The sequence below is a fragment of the Streptomyces sp. NPDC037013 genome (genome assembly GCF_055607265.1).
In genome coordinates this window covers 643,863-667,439 of the sequence record NZ_JBVJRV010000002.1, presented here as the reverse complement: position 1 = coordinate 667,439, position 23,577 = coordinate 643,863, and the positions used below count along the sequence as shown (strand labels likewise).

The 23,577-nt window shown below is 72.8% G+C and carries 18 protein-coding genes and 1 pseudogene; 8 read left to right on the top strand and 11 right to left on the bottom strand.

Translation table 11 applies throughout. The features are described from left to right. Positions 1-15: 15 nt before the first annotated feature. Positions 16-2,313: an ABC transporter family substrate-binding protein gene (locus tag ACZ7DY_RS08070; RefSeq protein ID WP_471131504.1), complete on the bottom strand. Its 2,298-nt coding sequence runs from the start codon at positions 2,311-2,313 to the stop codon at positions 16-18. A 406-nt stretch (positions 2,314-2,719) separates the two neighbouring features. Here ACZ7DY_RS08070 and ACZ7DY_RS08065 point away from each other — a divergent pair, with 406 nt between their 5' ends. The 7 genes and pseudogenes from ACZ7DY_RS08065 to ACZ7DY_RS08035 all read left to right on the top strand — a co-directional run. Continuing rightward, on the top strand, positions 2,720-3,034 hold the full coding sequence (locus ACZ7DY_RS08065; protein ID WP_471131501.1) for a hypothetical protein: 315 nt from the start codon (positions 2,720-2,722) through the stop codon (positions 3,032-3,034). A 94-nt stretch (positions 3,035-3,128) separates the two neighbouring features. Next, complete coding sequence (locus ACZ7DY_RS08060) at positions 3,129-3,965, top strand: hypothetical protein (protein WP_471131500.1); 837 nt, start codon at positions 3,129-3,131, stop codon at positions 3,963-3,965. Positions 3,966-3,981: 16 nt separating this feature from the next. Then, the gene (locus tag ACZ7DY_RS08055; protein WP_471131498.1) at positions 3,982-5,931 is read left to right on the top strand and encodes a fumarate reductase/succinate dehydrogenase flavoprotein subunit; all 1,950 of its coding nucleotides are present in this window, start codon (positions 3,982-3,984) and stop codon (positions 5,929-5,931) included. Then, a complete protein-coding gene (locus tag ACZ7DY_RS08050) occupies positions 5,928-6,698 on the top strand; it encodes a succinate dehydrogenase/fumarate reductase iron-sulfur subunit (RefSeq protein ID WP_471131497.1) in 771 nt (256 codons plus the stop codon). The genes ACZ7DY_RS08055 and ACZ7DY_RS08050 overlap by 4 nt, the downstream gene beginning before the upstream one ends. A 138-nt stretch (positions 6,699-6,836) precedes the next feature. Further along, a complete protein-coding gene (locus tag ACZ7DY_RS08045) occupies positions 6,837-8,099 on the top strand; it encodes an alpha/beta hydrolase family protein (RefSeq protein WP_471131495.1) in 1,263 nt (420 codons plus the stop codon). Positions 8,100-8,150: 51 nt separating this feature from the next. Continuing rightward, entirely contained in the window at positions 8,151-9,077 is a 927-nt protein-coding gene (locus ACZ7DY_RS08040) for a hypothetical protein (RefSeq protein ID WP_471131492.1), read from the top strand. Positions 9,078-9,214: 137 nt separating this feature from the next. Then, positions 9,215-9,889: pseudogene (locus tag ACZ7DY_RS08035) on the top strand (TPM domain-containing protein); the annotation flags it as partial. Positions 9,890-9,910: 21 nt separating this feature from the next. On the opposite strand, the gene ACZ7DY_RS08030 reads toward ACZ7DY_RS08035, so the two are convergent. From ACZ7DY_RS08030 to ACZ7DY_RS07995, 8 genes are all read right to left on the bottom strand, one after another. Then, positions 9,911-12,592, bottom strand: coding sequence for a SpoIIE family protein phosphatase (locus ACZ7DY_RS08030; RefSeq protein ID WP_471131490.1), 2,682 nt, complete (start codon positions 12,590-12,592; stop codon positions 9,911-9,913). 173 nt (positions 12,593-12,765) lie between these two features. Beyond that, on the bottom strand, positions 12,766-13,182 hold the full coding sequence (locus tag ACZ7DY_RS08025) for an ATP-binding protein (RefSeq protein WP_471131487.1): 417 nt from the start codon (positions 13,180-13,182) through the stop codon (positions 12,766-12,768). Between the two features lie 116 nt (positions 13,183-13,298). Continuing rightward, positions 13,299-13,694: a (deoxy)nucleoside triphosphate pyrophosphohydrolase gene (locus ACZ7DY_RS08020; protein ID WP_471131484.1), complete on the bottom strand. Its 396-nt coding sequence runs from the start codon at positions 13,692-13,694 to the stop codon at positions 13,299-13,301. A 36-nt stretch (positions 13,695-13,730) separates the two neighbouring features. Continuing rightward, entirely contained in the window at positions 13,731-13,916 is a 186-nt protein-coding gene (locus ACZ7DY_RS08015) for an SPOR domain-containing protein (protein ID WP_471131481.1), read from the bottom strand. A 402-nt stretch (positions 13,917-14,318) separates the two neighbouring features. Continuing rightward, the gene (locus ACZ7DY_RS08010) at positions 14,319-15,074 is read right to left on the bottom strand and encodes a GntR family transcriptional regulator (protein WP_471131478.1); all 756 of its coding nucleotides are present in this window, start codon (positions 15,072-15,074) and stop codon (positions 14,319-14,321) included. Between the two features lie 112 nt (positions 15,075-15,186). Further along, positions 15,187-16,404 carry an alpha/beta hydrolase gene (locus tag ACZ7DY_RS08005; RefSeq protein WP_471131475.1) on the bottom strand — a complete coding sequence of 406 codons (1,218 nt, stop codon included), beginning with the start codon at positions 16,402-16,404 and terminating at the stop codon, positions 15,187-15,189. 88 nt (positions 16,405-16,492) lie between these two features. Continuing rightward, the gene (locus ACZ7DY_RS08000; RefSeq protein ID WP_471131472.1) at positions 16,493-17,701 is read right to left on the bottom strand and encodes a DUF4190 domain-containing protein; all 1,209 of its coding nucleotides are present in this window, start codon (positions 17,699-17,701) and stop codon (positions 16,493-16,495) included. 204 nt (positions 17,702-17,905) lie between these two features. Then, on the bottom strand, positions 17,906-19,480 hold the full coding sequence (locus ACZ7DY_RS07995; RefSeq protein WP_471131470.1) for a S8 family peptidase: 1,575 nt from the start codon (positions 19,478-19,480) through the stop codon (positions 17,906-17,908). Between the two features lie 267 nt (positions 19,481-19,747). Between ACZ7DY_RS07995 and ACZ7DY_RS07990 the strand changes: the two genes are divergently transcribed. Then, positions 19,748-20,875, top strand: coding sequence for a threonine synthase (locus ACZ7DY_RS07990; protein WP_471131467.1), 1,128 nt, complete (start codon positions 19,748-19,750; stop codon positions 20,873-20,875). A gap of 15 nt (positions 20,876-20,890) precedes the next feature. Here ACZ7DY_RS07990 and ACZ7DY_RS07985 read toward each other — a convergent pair whose 3' ends face one another. After that, complete coding sequence (locus tag ACZ7DY_RS07985; RefSeq protein WP_471131464.1) at positions 20,891-22,303, bottom strand: amidase; 1,413 nt, start codon at positions 22,301-22,303, stop codon at positions 20,891-20,893. A gap of 33 nt (positions 22,304-22,336) precedes the next feature. After that, positions 22,337-23,275 carry an oxidoreductase gene (locus ACZ7DY_RS07980; RefSeq protein WP_471131462.1) on the bottom strand — a complete coding sequence of 313 codons (939 nt, stop codon included), beginning with the start codon at positions 23,273-23,275 and terminating at the stop codon, positions 22,337-22,339. Positions 23,276-23,577 lie beyond the last annotated feature (302 nt).

Here is a 23,577-nt window from a genome sequence, read left to right as displayed (position 1 = left end):
CGACCGGCCGGCCCGCTACGTGGCGTCGGGCTTGGCCGAGGGCTTCGCGCCCGGCTTCAGGAAGCCGATGTCCTCGTAGTGGGGGGCCTGGAAGCCGAAGGCTCCGGCGTTGGCCAGGTTCGGGCGGGCCGCCACCAGCTGGGGGCGCTGGTAGAGGGGGATGGAGCCCGCCTCGGCCCAGATGCGGGCGTCGGCCTTCTTGACCAGGGAGAGTGACGTTTCCTCATCCAGTTCCGAGGCCGCCTGGTCGAAGAGCTGGTCGATGTGGTCCGTGCCGACGCGCGTGTAATTCTGCTCGACGTTGAGCGAGCCGTCCGCGGCCGGGACCGGCTTGGCGAAGATCGGGCGGGCGTCGGTGGCGGGGAAGGCCGAGGCGGGCCACGAGTACAGCGCGAGGTCGTACTGGCCGGACGCGATGTGGTCCTTGAAGTAGCTCTCGTCGGCGACCTTCGCCGTCTCGGTGTGGACGCCGATCTTCTCCAGCATCCGCGTGATCCGGTCGGCCACCGCGCGCAGCGGCTCCGAGCCGTCCCCGGAGGGCAGCACGAAGCGCAGGGTGAGGGGCTTGCCGTCCTTGGCGAGCGGCGCGGCCGCGGTCCCGCCCGCGCCCTTGGGCGCCGGGGTCCCCTTGGGGGCGTACGCGCCGGGGGCGCCGCCCTGTGCCCGGTCCCTGGCGCCGTTGCCGGCCTTGGAGCGCTTGCGGTCGCCCGGCTCCTTCTTCTTCTCCTTGTCGGCCTCCTGGGGCAGGCCGACGACGTCGGCCTGCCGGTTCAGGACGGCCCGCTGGTAGGCGGCCGCGGGCGCCGGGGCGAGGACCGGGGCACCGGTGTCGGCGGGCTTGCCGTCGTCCTCGCCGACGATGTAGGTGCCGTCGTCCGCGGAGTCCTCCTCCGTCTTTGACCCGGCCTTCTTCGCGCCGGCCTCGCCGCCCGCCGTCTTCTCCTTGTCCTTGTCCTTCTTGCCCTTGAGGAGGGCGCCCGGCGTCCAGCCCGCGTCGGCGAGCAGTGCCCGTGCCTCGGCGGTGTCCTGCTCGCCGAGTGCGCCGCTGTTGTCCGCGTACGCCTGCTGTCCGGCGAGGGCGAGGTGGCTGCCGACCGGTTCGGCGGGCAGGCCGAGGGGTTTGAGTACGGTCTTCGCGAGCTCCTCGCGGTTGAGGGCGCGGGCCACCGCGCGGCGCACCCGGTCGTCGGCGAGCGGGCCCTCGGAGCCGTTGAGGGCGAGCTGGGTGTAGGCCGGTTCCAGGGATTTGCGGACCTCGTAGCCGCGCAGGCCCGACTGTTCCGTCTCGTACTTCTTGACGGCCTTGCGGGTCTTGGCGCGGGCCTTGGTCTCCGCGTCGGCGGCCTCCTCGTCGGAGCCGTGCGCGAGGGCCCAGGAGCGCAGCGCCCTGGCGGGGGTCAGCGCGGCGCCGGGGCCGTGGGCGAGCGGGCCCTGGGCGCCCTTGTCCTTGGCGGCCAGGCCGATCCGGCCGGCCTCCGCCGAGTCGATCGCGGCGAGGTCGACCTTGCCCTGGGCGAGCGCCGCGGCGCGCTCGGCCCGCGACACCTCGCGCAGCATCAGCTTGTCGAGCTTGGCGGGCCGGCCCCACCAGCGCGGGTTGCGCTCCAGCGTGATGTCGCCGGCCTTGCGGTCGACGTCGGCGAGGGCGAAGGGGCCCGCGGTCACCTTCAGCTTGCGGCGGGCGCCGTCGTTGAAGGCGTCGGGGCTGCCCATGATCTGCTTGGGGTAGAGCGGGGAGAACAGGGAGCGCCAGTCGGCGTACGGCTTGGCGAAGGTGACCCGCACCTCCAGGTTGTTCGCGCCGCGCTCGATCTTCTGGATGCGGTCGTAGCCGGCGTTGCGTGCCGTCCAGTACGCGGTGTCCTTGCCGGAGAGGGCGCGCCACTGGGCGGCGAAGTCGTCGGCGCCGATCTCGCGGCCGTCGCTCCAGACCGCCTGCTGGTTGAGCTTGTAGAGGACGACCTGCTGGGGTTCGCGCTCGACGACCTTCGCCGACTCGAGGAAGTCGGCGTTGCGCTGCGCCCTGCCCTGTTCGTCGAGGCGGAAGAGGGAGGGCAGGACGGCGGCGGCGACGCGTGTGGTGCCCTCGTCGGCGTCGGCCTGGAAGGAGTTGTACGTCTCGGGCAGGGCGTCGACCGCCCACTTCACGGTGCCTCCGTCGGCGACCAGGTCCCGGGCGGCGGGTGCGATGTCCTGGCCCGCGGTGGGCCGGCCGGCCTCGTCGTTCGAGCTGCAGCCGGCGAGGGCGGGCAGAGCCAGCACCCCCGTCGCGAGGAACACGACAGATCTGGCTCTGACGCGGTCGTGGGACATGACTGGTACCTCCGGGGTCCGGGGCTCGCCCGGCCGCCCGCTACCAGGACCGGGCCGGGTTTGATCACGTTTGGCGGTATATGGAGCTGATCACATCTATGGCCCCACTGAAGGGGACGGGACCCGTCCCGCGGCGGCGACACGGCGCGGCGGCGCCCATATCCCACTCGTGCGGCCCAACGGGGCGCGCGCCCCCGCGAGGGCGGCGCCGCCGGGGGCCCACCGGAGCGGTCCGGTCACCGAACAGTCGCCGTCGGTCGAGGTCGGCGCGATCCGCGCGTGATCCGGCGCATTCACCGCCCCTGATCCGGCAATCGACGCAGATCTCTTCACAAGCCGGGATGTGACGCGCGACACTCGCAGGCGCATGAGCGTTGCCGCCGCACCCCTGAAGTGAGGGCAAGTCATGGCTCTGCACGATGAATTGACGGATCTTCAACGATGCGTGGACGACCTGCTCGGCGCCGTCGGCAGGCTGGAACGGCAGGCCGATGGCCGGCTGGCGGGGGTCGACGTGCGCCGGGTGCGCACGGACACCGACCGGCTGAGCGAGAGCGTGGCCCTGCTGCGCGCCGCGGCTCCACTCCCCGCGCCCCGCCCCGAACCGCACCCGCGCGAATTCGTGACCATCCCGGACACGCCGTACGACAGCTCCCTGTGGACGGGCACCAAAGACCTCGACGACGAGGGCCTGGGCGGCTGCGACCGCCACGCGCCCTGACCCGCGGCCCCGGCCCGTGCCGGGGCCGCGCCCAGCACGCCGCACCCGCTCGCAGAGCCTCTTCCCGATCCTCGGACGAAGGAGTGGAGCCTCGTTGGCCACCGGCACGGAACCCCAACCGAAGAGCGGAACGGCCCCCGGCGGCGGCGTGCGCGACGGCACGCGCGCCGCCATCGCCGCTGCCCATCTGCGGACCGACCGCTGGTGGCTGGCGCCCGCGGCGACCGCCGCCGGGCTGCTCGCCTTCGTCGTCTACTCGACCTGGCGGGCGTTCGCGAACGCGGACTACTACCAGGCGCCCTACGTCTCGCCGTTCTACTCGCCGTGCCTGGCCGACAGCTGCCGGCCGATGCGGTCCGGGCCCAACTGGGAGATCTTCGGCAGCTGGTGGGGCCTGTCCCCCGCGCTGCTCATCCTGATCTTCCCGCTGGGCTTCCGGCTGACCTGCTACTACTACCGCAAGGCCTACTACCGGGGCTTCTGGGCGTCGCCGCCCGCCTGCGCGGTCGCCGAACCGCACAAGACGTACTCGGGCGAGACGCGGTTCCCGCTGATCCTGCAGAACCTCCACCGGTACTTCTTCTACGCCGCCGTACCGGTCGCGGGCATCCTCACCTACGACACCGTGCTGTCCTTCCGCGACGAGCACTACGCGTGGGGCCACATGGGGCTCGGCAGCCTCGTCTTCCTCGTCAACATCGTGCTGATCTGGGCGTACACGTTCTCCTGCCACTCCTGCCGGCACATCGTCGGGGGCAAGCTCAAGCACTTCTCCAAGCACCCGGTGCGCTACCGCATGTGGCAGTGGGTGGGGAAGCTGAATGCCCGTCACATGCTGCTCGCCTGGGCGTCGTTGGTGAGCGTCGCCCTCGCCGACTTCTACGTCTACCTGATCTCCAGCGGCGCCTTCGACGATCCGCGCTTCTTCTAATGGACGGGGCCTTCTGATGTCTCAAGTGGAGCGGCAGCAGTGGGATGTCGTCGTGGTGGGCGCGGGCGGCGCGGGACTGCGGGCCGCGATCGAGGCGCGCGAGCAGGGCGCCCGTACGGCCGTGATCTGCAAGTCGCTGTTCGGCAAGGCGCACACGGTGATGGCGGAGGGTGGCATCGCGGCCTCCATGGGCAATGTGAACTCCGGCGACAACTGGCAGGTCCACTTCCGCGACACGCTGCGCGGCGGGAAGTTCCTCAACCAGTGGCGCATGGCCGAGCTGCACGCCCGTGAAGCACCGGACCGGGTATGGGAGTTGGAGACCTGGGGCGCTCTGTTCGACCGCACTCCGGACGGCCGGATCTCGCAGCGCAACTTCGGCGGGCACGAGTACCCGCGCCTCGCGCACGTCGGCGACCGCACCGGCCTGGAGCTGATCCGCACCCTCCAGCAGAAGATCGTCTCGCTGCAGCAGGAGGACTTCAAGGAGTTCGGGGATTACGAGGCCCGTCTGAAGGTCTTCCAGGAGTGCACGGTCACCCGGGTGCTCAAGGAGGAGGACGGGGGCCTCGCCGAGGGCGGCCGGGTCTGCGGGACCTTCTGCTACGACCGCGAGTCGGGCCGGTTCTTCGTCCTTGAAGCGCCCTCCGTGGTCCTCGCGACCGGCGGCATCGGCAAGTCCTTCAAGGTGACGTCGAACTCGTGGGAGTACACGGGTGACGGGCACGCGCTCGCGCTACTCGCCGGGGCGCCGCTGCTGAACATGGAGTTCGTGCAGTTCCACCCGACGGGCATGGTCTGGCCGCCGTCGGTGAAGGGCATCCTCGTCACGGAGTCCGTGCGCGGCGACGGCGGGGTGCTCAGGAACTCCGAGGGCAAGCGGTTCATGTTCGACTACGTGCCCGACGTGTTCAAGGAGAAGTACGCGCAATCGGAGGAGGAGGGCGACCGCTGGTACGAGGACCCGGACCACAACCGCCGCCCCCCTGAGCTGCTGCCCCGCGACGAGGTCGCCCGCGCCATCAACGCCGAGGTGAAGGCGGGCCGCGGCTCCCCGCACGGCGGAGTGTTCCTTGACGTGTCGACGCGGATGCCCGCCGAGGTCATCAAGCGCCGGCTGCCGTCCATGTACCACCAGTTCAAGGAGCTCGCCGACGTCGACATCACGGCCGAGGCGATGGAGGTCGGGCCGACCTGCCACTACGTGATGGGCGGCATCGCCGTCGACTCCGACACCGCCGCGGCCCGCCGGGTGGCCGGCCTCTACGCGGCGGGTGAGGTCGCGGGCGGCATGCACGGCTCCAACCGTCTTGGCGGCAACTCACTCTCCGACCTGCTGGTCTTCGGCCGGCGGGCGGGCCTGCACGCGGCCAGGTACGCGGCGGGGCTCGCCGCGCGGCCGGTCGTGGACGAGGTGCAGGTCGACACGGCGGCCGCGGAGGCGCTGCGGCCGTTCAGCGCCGAGGGCCCCGAGGACGGCTCGACGCCCGAGAACCCGTACACGCTCCACCAGGAGCTGCAGCAGACGATGAACGACCTGGTCGGCATCATCCGCCGCGAGGCCGAGATGGAGCAGGCCCTGGAGAAACTCGCCGAGCTGCGGGTACGGGCGCGGCGGGCCGGGGTCGAGGGGCACCGCCAGTTCAACCCGGGCTGGCACCTCGCCCTCGACCTGCGGAACATGCTCCTGGTCAGCGAGTGCATCGCGCGGGCCGCCCTGGAGCGGACGGAGAGCCGCGGCGGCCACACCCGCGAGGACCACCCGTCGATGAACCGCGAGTGGCGCCGCGCCAATCTGCTGTGTCAACTCGCGGACCCCACCGAGGGGTTGGCGGCCACCGACCCCGTACGCGGCCAGATCGACCTGGTCCGCGTGGAGACCGAGCCCATCCGCCCGGACCTGCTCGCCCTCTTCGAGAAGGAAGAGCTGGTCAAGTACCTGGCTGAAGAGGAGCTGTACGAGTGAGTTCGTACGACGCGCAATTCAAGGTCTGGCGCGGGGACCTGGGGGGCGGCGGCCTTGAGGACTTCAAGGTCGAGGTCAACGAGGGCGAGGTGGTGCTCGACATCATCCACCGCCTCCAGGCGACCCAGGCGCCCGACCTGGCCGTCCGCTGGAACTGCAAGGCGGGCAAGTGCGGTTCGTGCTCGGCGGAGATCAACGGCAGGCCGCGGCTGATGTGCATGACGCGGATGTCGGTCTTCGACCCCGGCGAGGTCATCACGGTGACGCCGCTGCGGGCCTTCCCGGTGGTGCGCGATCTGGTGACGGACGTCGGCTTCAACTACACGAAGGCGCGCGAGGTCCCGGCGTTCGTGCCGCCCGCGGAGCTGGGGCCCGGCGAGTACCGCATGCGGCAGGAGGACGTGGACCGCTCGCAGGAGTTCCGCAAGTGCATCGAGTGCTTCCTCTGCCAGGACACGTGCCACGTGGTGCGTGACCACGAGGAGAACAAGGCCGCCTTCGCCGGGCCGCGCTTCCTGATGCGGGTGGCCGAGCTCGACATGCATCCGCTGGACGCGGCGGCGGAGTCCGGGCTCGACCGCAAGCGGACGGCGCAGGACGAACACGGGCTCGGCTACTGCAACATCACCAAGTGCTGCACGGAGGTCTGCCCCGAGGGCATCAAGATCACGGACAACGCCCTGATCCCGTTGAAGGAGCGCGCGGTGGACCGCAAGTACGATCCGCTGGTGTGGCTGGGCAACAAGATCCGGCGGCGGACGGAGTGAGGGGATAAGGGCTCCCAAGGGCGCTCCCAAGGGGGCGCTCGGGGGCGCGGGTCAGGGGCTCTGGGGGTAATCCCCCAGGCGGGATTTCCATGATTTCCCCCATGGTGGCGGGGGGCCGGTGGCGATCAGCATGGAGACATGACTTCTCGTGCCTTTCCGGCCCGTCGATCGGTCCTCGGGCTCGCCGCCGCGGGGCTCGCCGCCACCGCGCTCTCCTTCCCCGCGTCCGCGGCGCCGGCCGCGCGGACACCCGCCGACGCCGCCCCGGCCGCCGCCACGGCGTCGGCGGCCCGGCTGCCCGCGCCCACCGGTCCGTACGAGATCGGTACGGTCACGTCCCGCGTCGTCGACCGGACGCGCCATGACCCGTGGGTGCCCTCGCGGCCGTACCGCGAGCTGATGATCAGCGTCTGGTATCCGGCCGCGCCCGGCCCGCACCCCGGACACCGCACCGCCCGCTACATGGCGCCGGGCGCCGCCGCCCGCTGGGACGCCACGTCGCCGCACGGGATCCCCGGCGGCGCCATCGACTTCGCGGCCCTGCCCACGCATGCCCGCGAGGGCGTGCCGGCCGACACCCGCGGCGGCCCGCGCCCCGTCCTGGTGTACGCGGCGGGCGCGGGCGACCCGCGCACCTGGGGCACCTCCCTCGTCGAGGAGATGGCGAGCCGCGGCTATGTCGTGGTGACCGTCGACCACACGTACGAGAATCCGGGGGTGCAGTTCCCCGACGGCTCGGTCAAGGACGACGCGCCGCTGCGGAAGGCGCTGGCGGAGGCCCAGAAGAACCACACCATGTCGAAGCTGCTGAAGCGGACGCTCGGCGCCCGGGTCGCCGACTCCCGGTTCGTCCTGGACCGCCTCGGCTCCCTGCCGCACGGCCTGTCCCGGATCGTCGACCCGCGGCGCGTGGGCATGTTCGGCCACTCCGCGGGCGGCATCGCGGCGGCCGAGACGATGTACGAGGACCGGCGGGTCAGGGCCGGCATCGACCTGGACGGCACGCTGGAGTACAACCCCGAACCGAACGGCACCCATCTGATGCCGGTCGCGCGGCACGGCCTGGACCGGCCGTTCCTGCTGATGGGCCACGAGGGCAATGACCGTACGACGGAGCCGTCCTGGCGGTCGTTCTGGTCCCACGGCACCGGATGGAAGCGGAACCTCACGCTGCGGGGCTCGGCGCACCAGACGTACACGGACCTGGCCGCGCTGCTGCCGCAGACCGCGGTGGACCGCAAGACACTGGAGGAGAACATAGGAACGGTCGACCCGGCACGCGCGGTGGCGGCCCAACGCGCCTACGTGGCCTCGTTCTTCGACCGCTGGCTGAAGCAGCGGGACGACGGCCTCCTTGACGCCCCGTCCGGACGCTACCCCGAAGTGGAGTTCGCGGGCTGACATCTGCCGCTCCCCCGTGCCCGGCGGGCCCGCTGTGCCACACTGCCGCGCATGCGGACACCCCGACGCTCCGGCCCCTTCCCCGCCCTGCTGCTCGTCGGCGCGCTGGGCGTGGGGGCGGCGGGGGCCTGCTCCCTGCCCGGCGGCGACGGGGGCGGCGGTGGCGGTACGGGGCTGGAGCGGGCCCTGGACGTGGTGCCCGCCGCGGCGGCCGACCAGGGGCTGACCTACCGGGACGTGCGCGCCGGGCGCCGGCTCGCCCGGAAGAACCCCTCCCTCTACCGCGGCCAGGACGGCTTCGGCATCCTCGAGGTCGTCCAGCACGGTTACACCGGCGGGAGCGTCCGCGCGGACTGGGGGTTCGACACGAAGGACGTGGAGACCTCGGTCCTGGTGGGCAACAGCTCTTACCTCACCGGGTCGTTCGACACGGACGCGATCGGACGCGCCATGAAGAAGCAGGGCTACCGGGCCACCCGCACCGGCCACGGCGTCCGCTACCGGAAGCGCGGTGGGGACGAGACCTACGAGGTCTCCGGTTCCGCACGCGCCGCCAAGCGCTCGGAGATCGCGTTCGGCCTCTCCGGCTCCGGCAGGTCGCTGCGCGACGACGCGGCGTACGCGGCGGTGGCCGACTGCCTCGGCGACGTGTACGAGGCCTCGTACTCCGCGAAGCGTGAGGACGCCGACGTCGTGCTCTTCGCGATCGGCGGCCGGCTCGGCAAGCACGGCACGTCGTCCTCGGAGAAGCTCTGCGCCCGCACCGCCTCCCCGAGGGCGGCCGAGGCGACCGCGGCCCGGCTCCGCGAGAAGACGGCCGCCGGGCAGCGGTACGCGGGCTCGAAGGTGGACGTCGGCGAGGGCGCCGCCCCGATGGTCACCATGACCTGGAAGAACCGCCCCGAGTCCGGCCTGCGTCCCGGCGACAACGACAGGACCGCGGAGCTGCCTCGGGTGTTGTTGTGGGGCCGGGACTGAGACGACCGGCGCGGGGCGTCGCCGACGCCGCTGCTCTGGCCTAAAGGCCGATAGCGCGGCATACGCGGAATGTTGGCGTCCGGGGGGACCGCTCTCGGGTCGCGGTGCCCCGAGGGCCGCCATACGCTCCCCCTGTGATGCCGCCCTCGCACCTGGCCGCGCGGGCAGTGGCGGCCGCGGCCGCCGTGCTGCTCGCCTGGTGCTCGCCGCTGAGCCTTTCCCCCGCGGCAGCCGACGACCCGGTCACCCTCTCGCGCACCGGCCGGATCACCGACCGGAGCAACGCCCTCGGGGACCGCGGGGGCCGCCGGGGCGCCGTCGAGCAGGCCCTCGACCGGCTCCACGACGAGCGGGGCGTGCGGCTCTTCGTCGTCTACGTACGGGACTTCTCCGGCCGCCCCGCGCAGGAGTGGGCGGACACCACCGCCGAGCGCAACGGCCTCGGCCCCGACGACGTGCTGCTCGCCGTCGCCACGCACGACCGCCGGTTCGCCTGCTCCGTGGCCGCCTCCTCGCGGCTCACCGACGCGCGGCTCCGGTCGGTCGCCACCACCGCGATCGGGCCCGCCCTGCGCGAGAACGACTGGGCCGGGGCCGCCATCGGCGCCGCGGACGGGTACCGGGCCGTGCTCGCCGGCCGCCCGGTGCCCGCCCCGTCGCTCACCCCGGGACCGGCCGACCCCGGTGGCGGGGGCCGCCCCGTCACCGGTGACCTGGTGCTCCCCGTGGCGGCGGCGTGCGCGGCCGGGGTCGCGGCGACGGTCGCGTACAAGCGGCGCAGGAAGCGCGCCACGACCCGTACGACGCCGGGCGGCCGGGTCTGACGTCCCCGGTCAGAAGAGGCTGAGCAGGGCCTCCGCCGGGTCCACCGGTTCCGCGTCGCCGGGCAGCGCGAGTTCGAACCAGACCGTCTTGCCGTGCGGTGTCCTGCGCGAACCCCAGGCCGCGCTGAGCAGGCCGACCAGCTGGAGCCCGCGCCCGCCCTCGTCGGTGTCCCTGGCCCGGCGGCGGCGCGGCTGGACGAAGCCGCCGTCCCACACCTCGCACACCAGTGTCCGGTCGAGCAGCAGGCGCAGCCTGATGTCGCCCTCTCCGTACCGCAGGGCGTTGGTGACGAGCTCGCTGACCAGCAGTTCGGCGGTGTCGCAGAGCCGGTCGAGCTCCCAGGAGCGCAGTTGTTCGCAGGCCAGTTCGCGGGCGCGGCCGACCGACTTGGGGTCGCGCGGCAGCGTCCAGTCGCCGACGTGCTCGGCGGGCAGTCCCTGGACGCGCGCCATGAGGAGCGCGATGTCGTCCTCGCCGTGGTGGGTATCGAGCGTGTTCAGGACGTGGTCGCAGACGTCCTCCAGGGCGGGGGGCGCTTGGTTGAGTGCGCTCACCAGGGCGTTGAGTCCCTCGTCGAGCGGGTGGTGGCGGGATTCGACGAGGCCGTCGGTGTAGAGGGCGAGGAGGGCGTTCTCGGGGAGTTCGACCTGGACGTCCTCGAAGGGCTCGCCGCCGACGCCGAGCGGCATGCCCGGCGGCACGTCGAGCATCAGCGCGGATTCGCCGGGCTCGACGAGGACGGGCGGCAGGTGACCGGCGTTGGCGAAGGTACAGCGGCGGGTGACGGCGTCGTAGACCGCGTACACGCAGGTGGCGAGGTAGACCTCGCCGAGGTCCGCGTCGGCTCCCTTGCGGGCCGCGCGGGTGGACTGCTGGGGTCCCGCCGGGTTGCCGAGGCCGCGGGCGATCTCGTCGAGTGCGGAGAGCACCTCGGCGGGCTCCAGGTCGAGGAGGGCCAGGGTGCGGACTGCGGTCCGCAGTTCTCCCATGGCGACGGCGGCCCGCAGACCGCGGCCCATGACGTCGCCGACGACCAGGGCGGTGCGGTGGCCGGGCAGTTCGATGACGTCGAACCAGTCGCCGCCGACCTCCGTGGCGGCGTTGCCCGGCAGGTAGCGGCAGGCGATGTCGAGGCCGGACGCCTCGGGGTCGCCGGGGGGCAGCAGGGACCGTTGCAGTATCAGCGCGCGCTCGTGCTCGCGCCGGTACAGGCGGGCGTTGTCGATGCAGACGGCGGCGCGCGCGGCCAGTTCGACGGCGAGCGCCCGGTCGCGTTCGCCGAAGGGCTCGCTGCCCTTGGTACGGGAGAACTGGGCGAGGCCGACCACGGTGTCGTGGGCGACCATCGGCACGGCGAGCGTCGACTGGACGAGGCCGCCGGTGCGCCGGCTCGCGGAGTCGTCGTCGTCCCCGGTGATCAGCCGGGGGCGGGCCGCGCGCAGGGCGTCGGCGCAGGGCGAGGTGAACGCGAAGCGGTGCACGGCGCCGACGTCGACGGGTCCGGTGCCCGCCGGGAACGGGGCGTCGGCCACGGCGCTCGCGAAGGCCACGCGGCGCAGGTCCGCGCTGCCGTCGGCGAGTCCGGGCGGAGTCTCGTCGCCGTCGAGGAGGCCCTGGTAGAGGTCGACGGAGGCGAGGTCGCAGAAGCCGGGGACGGTGACGTCGAGCAGTTCTCTCGCGGTGGTCTCCAGGTCGAGGGAGTTGCCGATGCGGGCTCCCGCCTCGTTCAGGAGGGCCAGATTGCGCCGTGCGTGAGCGGCCTCACGGGCCGCCGCGTGGCGCCGGGTGACGTCGGTGCCGAGGCCGGCGACGCCGATGGGGCGGCCGGACGCGCTGTGCACGCGGTAGAGGTTGATCGACCAGTGGCGGCGGTCGCTGCTGCCGGGCGCGGGGCCCACTATCTGCAGGTCCGTCACGGATTCGCCGGTTTCCAGGACCCGTTTCAGGGCGGCGGCCATGCGGTCGGCCTCGTGGCGGGGCAGGTAGTCGTGGACGGTGCGGCCGCGCTGGTCCTCGATGCCGCCGCCGAAGACGTCGGCGAACCTGCGGTTGGCGCGCTGCACCTTCAGGTCCGGGCCGAAGAGCAGGAAGCCGAAGGGGGATTGGCCGAAAATGGCCTGTGAGGCGGCGAGGTCCGTCTCGATCTGCCGGAGCGCTCGGACGTCGACGACGATGCAGACCGCGCCCCGCTCGCCCTCCTCGGTCTCGGTCGGCATGACGTAGACCTCGGCGATGCCCTCCGTACCGCCGGCCCCGCCGCCGTCGGCGCTTCCCGGCACCGCCGTGCCCTCCGGGAGCCGGAAGGGGACCACGCCGGTCCACTCCCGCCCGTCGAGGATCTCGGTCATCTTGCGGTGGCCGCCGCCGCGCAGCTCGGGCGGCACGAAGGCCTCGATGGGGTCCTTGCCGACGGCGTCCCTGGCGGCCACGCCGAACAGCCGCTCGGCGCGCACGCTCCACTGGTCGATCAGGCCGTCGGCCCCGATGGAGAACGAGGCGACCTTGATGTAGTCGTATATCGAGCCGGGTGGGTTGCTCTGCCACGTCTCGCCGGACGGCGGGGTGCCGGGGGCGGTGTCGCCCGCCGTGTCGGCCGCCGCGTCGTCCGTCGCCTCGTCCGTGGCCCCGTGGGCCTTCGCGTCGCCCGACGGCCCCTCGGGCTCCGTCGCCTTCGCTGGTATCTCGCTCACGCGAACCGTCCCCTCCAGCTCACCGCGCCCGGCACCGGTCACCGCGTACGGCTGACCGCAGTATCCAGCACTACGGTGCAGCGGCACACGGCGTTCACGATCACGGCACGGACTCGACGCTTTCCGGCCCGCGCCGCCCGAGTGCCGGACGCCTGTCGCACACTGCCAGTCTTCTAACCCGGCAGGGCCAGCTCGAACCACACCGTCTTCCCCGTCCTGCCCGTGCGACCCGGCCGTGTGCCCCAGCGCCGCGAGGAGCGGGAGACCAGCTGGAGGCCGCGCCCGCCCTCGTCGTCGGGGGCGGCCATGCGCTCCAGGGGCGGGTCGGGGAGCGGGTCGGACACCTCCACGAGGAGGTCGCCCGCCGGGTCCGCGGGGCGTACGAGACGTACGCCGATGGGGCCGGAGGCGTGGCGCAGCGAGTTGGTCACCAACTCACTGACGAGCAGCACGGTGACATCGCCCAGGGGTGCGAGCCCCCAGTCGGCGAGCTGGGCGCGGACGACGGCGCGTGCCGTACGGACGGCGCCGGGGTCAGCGGGGAAGGCCCACTCGGCGCAGTCGCCTTGGGTGTCGATCACGCCGATCACTTCCAGACCAGTAGCTGAACCTGTCCGGTTTCATGGGGTTAATGGGCACATACCCGATATCCAGGTGGGTTTACCGCGTCTCGCGTCGCACTGTGGCACGAACGGCGTAGGCGGGGTCAGTGCGCGGCGTGCGGCAGGGCGAGCGCCGCCGTGACGGCGGGCACGTCGGCGGCCAGCCAGTCCACGGTCCAGACGCGGTCGGGGGTGAGCCAGCACAGGGCGTCGTGGTCCTGAAGGGGGCGCGGTTCGCCCGAGACGAGCCGGGCCGTCCACACCCGCAGGACATATCCCCTGGCCAGGGGCCATTCGCCGGGCACGCGGCCGGTCAGCGCGGCCTCGACGCCCAGTTCCTCGCGGAGCTCGCGCACGAGCGCGTCCTCGCACCGCTCGCCGGGCTCCACCTTGCCGCCGGGCAGCTCCCAGCCGCCCGCGAGCTCGGGGGGCGCGCTGCGCCGCGCGGCGAGCAGGCGTCCTTCGTCGTACAGGGCGGCGCCCACCACGATGCGTGTCATGCGCCGGAGCCTAAATGGTGCGGGGGCCGGTGCGGTTCAGCGGCCGCTGCCGTTCTGGCTCAGCTTCTCGACGGAGTACAGCTGCCGGTGCCCGCGGTCGTCGAGGCTGTCCGCCATCCGCTGGGCCTCGGCCTTCGTGGCGTACCTGCCCACGCGGTAGCGGTTGCCGTCGCTGTCCTGCCGTATCACGAACCAGGGCAGCAGACCCGTCCCGTCATTCATCGCGCCCCTCCGCTCGCCACCCCCGGCGCGCCCACGCCTCGATCCATAAGGAAACCGCAATCCGCATATGCCCGAGCCTACGCCCGACCTTTACGCAGCGGATACGGCTTTGCACAAAGAGATACGCAGGGGGGCCGCTATCGGCCACCGCCGCGCCACACCGGTGACATCAGGGGGCGCATCCATCGAATGCGCCCCCGTCGCCCGCCGCGCCGACCACCCCGGAGCCCGGTCCGCGCACACGCCCCGGCCCCCGCCCCGGCGGGACGGGGGCCGGCCCCGAAAAAGCCGAAACCCGCCCCCTCCGGCTCCCGGGAAGGCCGACGGGACGCGGGTGGGCGGGTGAGTGGGGTGAGCGGGGCGGGCGTTCGTGCGGCGGGCCCAAGGGGGCTGCCGCGGGGGTCACTTCACCGGCAGGTGGTACGCGATGTTGTAGCGGTCGGCGGGCACGACGATGTCGGCCGTCTCGACCGGGCGGCCCGAGGCGTAGTACGTGCGGTGGACGACGAGGACCACATGGCCGGGGACGCCGCCGAGCGCGGTGAGCTCCTCGGCGAGGCCGGGGCGGGCGCCGACCTCCTCCGCGACGTTGTCCACGATCACGTCGATGGCGGCCATCCGCTCCACCACCCCGCAGCCGCCGAGCGGCCCCTCCTCGGGGAGCATCACGGGGGTGCGGCCGGTGACGGCGAGGGGCTCCCAGGAGGTGGAGAGCATCATGGCCTCGCCGGCGTCCCGGAAGACGTACTTCGTGCACATCACGCGGTCGCCGGGGCGGATGTCGAGCCGCTCGGCGACCGCGACGCCCGCCTCCGTCTGCTCGCTGCGGGACTCCCAGGTGCCGCGCGCGCCGTCGGCGGCCTGCTCCTGGCGGAAGGGGGTCGTGCCGCCGTTCGCCGCGCGGTAGCCGGTGCGGGCGATCTTGCGGGGGACGGGGTGCTCCCGCACATACGTGCCCGATCCGGAGCGGCCCTCGACGAGACCCTCGGCCATCAGGACCTTGCGCGCCTCCAGGGCGACCGTGTCCGATACGCCGTACTCCTCGCGGATTCTCGCCTGCGAGGGGAGCCGGGTGTGCGGCGGCAGCGAACCGTCGACGATCTTCTTGCGGAGATCACCCGCGACACGCAGATACGCCGGCTGCTCACCGAAAGTCACTGGCCACTCCCATCAGGTTGACAGACAGCAACAGCCTGGCAACCGTGGGTTGTTGGCCGCAACCCTAGGCCAAGGAATCACCCGAAGTGATGATTTCTGGCGGCGCAGGTCTTTACGCAGGGCCTTTCCGCGGATATAGCGAACGATCAAGGGTACGGAGGAAGCGCTCGGTCGCGGCGCGGGCGATCTGGCTCCCCCACCCTCCCCAGTTGACGTCGAAACAGTGGTCGGCCCACGGGAGTTCGACGTACGTCGCCGGGGCGCCTGCCTCCTTCAACCGCCGGGCCAGCGCACGCGCCTGCGCCACCGGGACCGCGCGGTCCGCGCTGCCGTGCAGCAGGAGCGTGGGCGGCACGTCGCCCCGTACGAGCCGGACGGGTGAGCCGAGGCGGTAGCGGGCGGGCGCGCTGGTCGCCGAACCGCCCATCAGGCGCGGGATCATGGGGTCGCCGCGCAGGGCGGTACCGGCGATCAGGCGCCCCATGTCGGTGGGCCCGTAGAGCGAGATCACCCCGGCAACGGAGCTGTCCCGCACCGCGCAGGAGGCCGGGGCGAGACCGTCGCCCTCGGTGTAGGCGGCGGAGAGCGCGAGGTTGCCGCCGGCCGAACTGCCCGCGAGGAGCAGGCGGTCGGGGTCGACGCCGTACACGCGCGCGTGCCTGCGCACCCAGCCGACCGCGCACTTCACGTCGCCGATCTGGTCGAGCTGGGTGACCCGGGGCGCGAGACGGTAGTCGATGTCGAAGACCGACCAGCCGTGGGTGTTGAACCACCGGTTCCACTCGGGGGTCTGGCTGCGGTGACCCTTGTTCCAGCCGCCGCCGTGCACCCAGACGACGGCGGGCCGCCGCACCGCGCCGCGCTTGGGCAACGCCCACAGGTCGAGCCGCAGCTTCTGCCCCTCCGTCCGGCGCACGCCGCGACCGCGGCCCACGCGCGCGTACGTGAGGGTGCGGGCGCGGTCGGGCACCTTCGCGTAGTTGACGCCATCGAAGTACCGGGCGGGGGCCAGCCGTTGCCCCTGCCGCTGCGCGGTGCCGTACGCCGCCGCGTACGGCATGACTCCGTAGACGAGGGCGGCGAAGGAGGCGAGCGCGGCGAGCCCCGCGCACCAGGGGTGCCGCCGCCCGGCGAGCGCGGCGGCGGCCAGTCCGAGCGCCCCCGGGGGCAGCAGCACCAGACCCCAGGAGGTGATCGCGGCCGCGACGAGCACCAGGAGCGGCACGCGGGGCAGGGGGGCGGCGACGAGGACGGTGAGCGACGCGTTGAGGAGCCCCGTGGCGAGGAGCAGGGCCCTGGCCACGGCGGGCGGTGGCACGGCGGACGTCACACCGAAGAACTATCACAGAAGCGGACAAAATCCCCTTAGGTGACCGCTTCAACGGAGCCCGGGACCGCCCTCAGACAGCCTCGCCGTCTCAGACCGCCGCGCCCTCCCCGGGGTCCGCTCCGTGGTCCTCGTCGAGGCCCGACTCCGGACCGTCCCACGGCGTCGCGTCCCGCGGCGACGTCGTCGCGAGGCCGAGCGACTCGCGGACCGGGACGGCGCTCTTGTCGCCAAGCCCGCCCAGGGCCGCCTTGTAGTGGTCGTCATAGGTGTCGGCGTCAGCGGCCCGGGCCGCCTTCGCCCACTCCTTGCGCCCCTTGCCGATCTCGGTGAGGAGCGCGTCGACGTGCCCCTTGGCGCCCTTCGGCCACTCGTGCGCGCGCAGCTGCCGCGCGCGTTCGGCGAGGGCCTTGTCGACGCGGGCGGCCCACTTCTTGTAGCCCTCCAGGTCGTCCTCGAACCGCTCGGCGGCTGGTGTCGCGGCGTACACCGTCTCGAAGGCGCGGTCCGCCTTCACGTAGGCGAGCTGGTCGGCGTCGAGCGTGGTGGCGTCGCGGCGCAGGGAGCCCTTCAGGGGGTGCTCCTCGTCCATGGCGCCGAAGAGGCAGGTGACGTGGCGGTCGCCGCGGCGCCAGGTGGTCCGGTCGGGCGTGAAGTAGTAGATGTCGGCGTCGCCGAGGTCCGTCCAGCCGTCCATGACGTAATCGGAATGGAGGCGGGTGCACTTGGTCTCGGCGAGTTCGACGAGCGCGTCGTCGCCCGGGTAACGGGCGTCGGTCACGCGGAACGACGCGAACACCTCACCGTCGTGGGGTCCGGAGCACGGCACCTCGTCGACCTGGAACGCGTACTTCATGGAGTCGAGCTTCCCGCCCGGCGCGTCGAGGCAGCCGCCCTTGTCGACCGGGAAGGCGCCCTGCCGCGACTCGCGCGCCGCCTCCCGGAACCCCTCCGCGAACTCCCGCGCGCCGCCCGTGACGACGGCGAGGACGAGCAGCACGAGACCGAGCACGGAGAGGATGCTCCCCGCGACGGCCAGGCCCTTGCCGCGCTCACCCTTCCGCTTGATCTGCGCGAGGGCGACCAGACCGAGGATCAGGCCGACGGCGGGCAGAAAGCAGAGGATGCCGAGGACCAGGGAGGCGATGGCGAAGCCGTTCACCGGGGGCCGCGAGTACGGGGAGTACGCCCCGGGCCACTGCCGGTACGGAGCCTGCCCGGCCGGGGCCCACGGAGGCCCCTGCTGTCCCGGCTGACCCGGCGGAGGTGCGTACGGGCCGGGCGGCGGCGGTATGTCCACGGGTGGCGTTCTCCTGGGATTACGAGGGTGGTGCGCAAGGCTCGGCGCATCGTAATCGGGGGCAGGAGCGAAAGGGTAATGCGGCAGCAAACCTCGACATCTCGGCACCTCGCGCCTCGTCCTCGCGGCGGGCTGGGTCACCGACCCGGAGCCGTACCGCGAGGACGAGAATCAGAACCAGAAGCTGGCACTAGAACCTGGAACCTAGAACTGCAGGCCCCAGGAGTCGATCTTCCCGGTGTCCTGGGCCGCGTTGTCGCTGACCCGCAGCTTCCACGTGCCGTTGGCCGTCTCCGAGGAGGCGTTCACCGTGTACGTGGTGTTGATGTTGTCCGAACTGCCGCCGGTGCCGTAGCCCTTGAGGGTGTAGGCGGTCCCGTCGGGGGCGATCAGCTGGACCTGGAGGTCGCCGATGTAGGTGTGCTGGATGACGACCGGCACGGCGAGCGAGGCGGGGGCCGAGCCGTCGACGCCGGTGACGGTGATCGGCGACTCGGCGGTGGCGTTGTCGTTGATCGCGTAGTCGTCGGTGTTGGTGAACGTCTTGCCCGGCGGGTTGGTGGTGCCGCCGGTGACGTTCAGGAGGCGGTTGGGCGAGCCGGAGCCGGGGCTGCCGACGACGCCGGTCGAGGCGGCGGAGACCAGGGCGGCGGAGACCTGCGCCGGGGTCGACGAGGGGTTCTGGCCCAGGTAGACCGCGGCCGCGCCCGCCACGTGCGGGGATGCCATCGACGTACCGGAGATGGTGTTGGTCGCGGTGTCGCTCGAGTTCCACGTGGAGGTGATCGAGGAGCCCGGGGCGAAGATGTCGAGGATGCTGCCGTAGTTGGAGTAGCTCGCCCGCGCGTCGGTGCTGGTCGTGGCGCCGACGGTGATGGCCTCGGCCACGCGCGCGGGGGACTTGGTCGACGCGTCGGTCGACTCGTTGCCGGCCGCCACGGCGTAGGTGATGCCGGACGCGATGGAGTTGCGCACGGCGGTGTCGAGCGCGCTGTCGGCGCCGCCGCCGAGCGACATGTTGGCGACAGCGGGCTTGACCGCGTTCTTCGTCACCCAGTCGATGCCCGCGACGACCTGCGCGGTGGTGCCCGAGCCCTGGTTGTTCAGGACGCGGACGCCGACGATCTTGGCCTTCTTGGCGACGCCGTGCAGGGTGCCCGCGACGGTGCCGGCGACGTGGGTGCCGTGGCCGTGGCCGTCCTGGGCGGTGTTGTCGTTGTCGATGGCGTCGTAGCCGTAGGAGGCGCGGCCGCCGAAGTCGGTGTGGCTGATGCGGACACCGGTGTCGATGATGTACGCCGTGACGCCCTGCCCTGCGGAGTCCGGGTAGGTGTACTTCTGGTCGAGCGGCAGGTTCTTCTGGTCGATGCGGTCCAGGCCCCAGGACGGCGGGTTCGTCTGGGTCGCGGTGGCAGTGAACGTCCGGTTCTGGACGACCGCGTCGACCGCCGGGTCGGCCGCGAACTTCTTCGCCTCGGACTCGGAGAGCTGGACCGCGTAGCCGTTGAGGGCCTTGTCGTAGGTCCGCTCGATCTTCGCGCCGTACTCCTTGGCGAGGGCCCTGCCCTCGGCTGAGCGGGCCTTGGGCGCGTTCTTGTCGAGGCTCACGATGTAGCTGTTCTTGATCACTCCGGGGGCGCCGGCGTTCTCGATGGTGCCTTCCGCGCGGTCCGGCGATGCGGTCGCCGGGAGGGCGGAGACGACGCCGAGGGTGAGGGCCGCGACCGCTGTCGCGCTGATCCCGGCCAGTCTTCGGCGGTTGTGACGCGTCACTGCCATCTGAGGGGTCCTCCTCAATAGGTGGTGCGCTGGTGGGGGATTGGTGCCGTGGTGCCCACACTGACGGGACTGTGCGGCAGGGTCATGTCAAGACGACTCGCCCGCCCTTGCCTCCGTCGGGACGAAAGATTGGCGGATCCATGGGCAACCCACAAGAGCCAGGACCGGACGTAAGGCAGCGGCGGCGCACCACCATGACGCCCCCTCACCACCCGCGGGCGCCCCTGGGGTCACTCCGCGCACAACCGCCCCGGTTAGCCTGCGCGCATGAGACCCGCGACGGAGCCGCCCGCCCTGCCCGACTACGTGTGCCCGGCCGACGGGACGCGCGTCGCGCCGGGCTCGCTCACCTGGTCCTGCCCGGCCTGCCGCGGCCCCCTCGACCTGGACTTCTCCCCCGTACCCGCCCCTCTCGACGCGCTGACCGGGCGGGTGAACTCCCTGTGGCGGTACGCGGAATGCCTGCCGCTGCCCGCGCCCGCGCTCTCCCTCGGCGAGGGCCGCACGCCCCTGGTGGAGCTGGAGGGGCGAGTCTCGGCCAAGCTGGACTTCCTGATGCCGACGCTCTCCTTCAAGGACCGCGGGGCGGTCGTCCTCGCCGCCCTCGCGCGGCGCCTCGGCCCCGACCGCGTGATCGCCGACAGCAGCGGCAACGCGGGCACGGCCGTCGCCGCGTACTGCGCGCGGGCCGGACTGCCCTGCACCGTGTACGTGCCTGCCGGGACGTCGCCGAAGAAGCTGGAGCAGATCGGCGCGCACGGGGCGCGGCTCGAAGTGGTCGACGGTGACCGCGAGGCGACGGCCCGCGCGGCCCGTGCCGCCGCCGACGCGCCGGGCACGTTCTACGCCTCGCACGTCCACAACCCCTACTTCCTGCACGGCACCAAGACCTACGTCCACGAGCTGTGGGAGGACCTCGGCGGCCGGCTGCCCGACGCGCTCGTCGTCCCCGTCGGCAACGGCACGCTGCTGCTCGGCGCGGCGCTCGCGGTGCGCGAACTGCGGGCGGCGGGACTCGTCGCGCGGACGCCCGCGCTGTACGCGGTGCAGGCCGCGGCGGTCGCGCCGCTCGCCGGGGCGTGGCGGGCCGGCGCCGACGACCTGGTCGGCGAGACTCCGGCGGCGGCCACGTTCGCGGAGGGCATCGCCATCCCGCGCCCGCCCCGGGCCCGGCAGATCCTGCGGGCGGTACGCGACTCGGGCGGCGGTTTCCTCACGGTGTCGGAGGACCAGATCCGGGCGGCGCAGGCCGACTTGGCGGCCCGCGGTCTCTACGTCGAGTCGACCGGGGTGGCGTGCTGGGCCGCCGTACGGGAGGGAGCGCTCGGGGAGCGCACGGCGGTGGTGCCGCTGTGCGGGGCGGGGGCGAAGACGGGCCTGGCGCACGCCGGCTGAGGGCGGCGCCCGGGGTCAGGCCGGGAGCGGCGGGCGGTGGCGGCCGTGTCCCGTCGCGGCCTCAAGGGCGGCGCCCACCTCCAGCACGGTCCGCTCGGCGCGCGGCGGCCCGACGATCTGCAGGCCGACCGGCAGACCCTCGGGCGTGAAGCCGGCGGGTACGGAGAGGGCGGGGGCGCCGAGCACCGAGACGAGGTAGGCCGAGCGCATCCAGTCGATGTAGGTGTGCTGCGGCTGCCCGTCGACGACCTGGGGGTACTCCCACTCCACGGGGAACGGCGCGACCTGGCTGACGGGGGCGATCAGCACGTCGTACCGCTCGAAGAAGCGGACGGCGGCGAGGTGGATACGGGTGCGCTCGGCGGCGGCGCGGGCCAGGTCGTTCCCGGTCAGCCCGCGGCCCTCCTCGATGTTCCGGGCGATGGTGGGCCGCACCGCGTCGCGCGACGCGTCGAGGTAGGGCCCGAGCGACTGCTGGAAGGCCTGGGCGCGCAGGACGCGGAAGACGTCGTCGGCGCCGTCGAGGTCGGGGCAGGCCTCCTCGACGGTGCACCCCAGCCGTTCGAACACCGCGCCCTGCCCGGCCAGTACGGCGCGTACGTCCCGGTCGACCGGGACGCAGCCGCCCAGGTCGGGCGCCCAGGCGACCCGCAGCCCCCGAAGGTCCCGGTCCAGGGGCGCGCGGAACGTGGTGCCGGGTTCCTGGAGGGAGAGCGGGCAGCGCGGGTCGGGTCCGGCCATGACGGAGAGCAGCAGCGCGGCGTCGGCGACGGTGCGGGCCAGCGGGCCCGCGACGGTCAGGCTGTCCCAGGCGTCGATGGCCGGGTGGCGGGGGACGCGGCCCGGGGTGGTGCGCAACCCCACGACATTGCAGAAGGAGGCGGGGTTGCGCAGCGAGCCGCCCATGTCGCTGCCGTCGGCGAGGGGCTGGAGCCCCGCGGCGAGGGCGGCGGCCGCGCCCCCGCTGCTGCCGCCCGCGCTGCGGGTGAGGTCGTACGGGTTGCGCGTCGCGCCGAAGACGGGGTTGACGGTGTGTGAACCGGCCGCGAACTCGGGGACGTTGGTCTTGCCGAGGCGGATCGCGCCCGCCGCCTCGATCCGTGTGACGAGGAGCTCGTCCTCGCCGGGCACGAAGTCGGCGAGGAGCGGGGAGCCGTAGGTGGTGCGCATGCCGCGGGTGAGGTGGGTGTCCTTGAAGGCGATGGGCAGCCCGTGCAGGGGCCCGGGTTCCTGGCCGTGGGCGAGGCGTTCGTCGGCTGCCGCGGCGGCGGCGAGCGCACCGTCGGCGTCGAGCGTGACGATCGCGTTGACGGCGGGGTTGACCCGTTCGATCCGCTCCAGATGGGCCGTGACCACCTCGCGGGCGGCGAGCTCACGGCGACGGACCAGGCGTACGAGCTCGGTGGCGTCCAGCCGGCAGATGTCCATGGCGGCAGTGTGCCCCCGCGCCCCCGCCGCCGCTCAGGCTTTCGCGCCGCCGAACGCGTACCGCACGGAGGTCAGTTCCTCCGACACCTCCCACAGCCTGCGGCCGGTCGCGGGGTCCACCGCTCTCGGGGCCGGCGGCACCCTCTTCGGCGCGCCCCTCAGCTCGGCCAAGCCGTCGGGGCCGAAGAAGTCGCCGCCCGCCACGTCCGGGGCGCTCGCCGCGTACAGCTGGGGCAGGGCGCCCCGGTCCGGGGTCTGGGCGAGCGGCAGCAGGAGGCGGCCGAAGAGGAACTTCACCTTGGCGACCGGTGCGCTGGTCTGGAGGTTGGTCGCGGTGTAGCCGGGATGCGCGAGCACGCTGCGCACCCGGCTGCCGGCCGCGGTGAGGCGCCGGTGGAGCTCCTGGCCGAAGACGGTGTTGGCCAGCTTCGACTGGTTGTAGTACGCCATGGGCGCGTACGAGCGCTCGCCGGAGAGGTCGTCGAAGAAGAGCCGACCCTGCCGGTGGTTGGGCGAACTCACCGTGACCACGCGGGAGTCGGCGCCGCCCTCCAGCAGGTCGAGCAGGAGCCCGGTCAGCGCGAAGTGGCCGAGGTGGTTGGCGGCGAACTGCACCTCGTGGCCCTGGGGGTTGAGCGTGCGGGGCGGGGCCATGACGCCCGCGTTGTTGACGAGTACGTCCAGGCGGGCGTGGTCGGCCCGCACCTTGCCGGCGAAGGCGCGCACCGACTCCAGGTCGGCCAGGTCGACTTGGCGCACCTGTAGGCGCGCGGCTCCGTGCGCGGCGGTGATCGCGGCGGCCGCCCGCTCGCCCTTGGCCGGGTCCCGCACGGCGAGGATCACGTGCGCCCCCTTGCCCGCGAGGGCCCGCGCGGTCGCGAGGCCGAGGCCGCTGTTGGCACCGGTGACGAGGACGACGCGGTCGCTCTGGTCGGGAATCTGCTCTGCGGTCCAGCTCCGCTCACTCTTCATACGGCACAAGCTGCCGTAGCTGGCACTGAGTGTCAAGACGCACCTGCGTGCCAATCGGCGATTCGCCAGAAGCCGTGTCCATAAGCGCTTCCGCGACCAAATGCCATATGAGAAAGGCAACATGACGGAGCGTGATTCGCGCGTCGAGTCGCACTTGACCCGTGCTCGACCGCCTCGCGCCGGATGTAACATGATCTTGTTCGACTTTGGAAAGTGCGCGTGGGATGCGGCAAGTGCCCCTCGTGCCGGGGGGCCAGAGGCGCGAGAATTTCACCTGCCCCCGTTTATCCGTGGGGGATTCG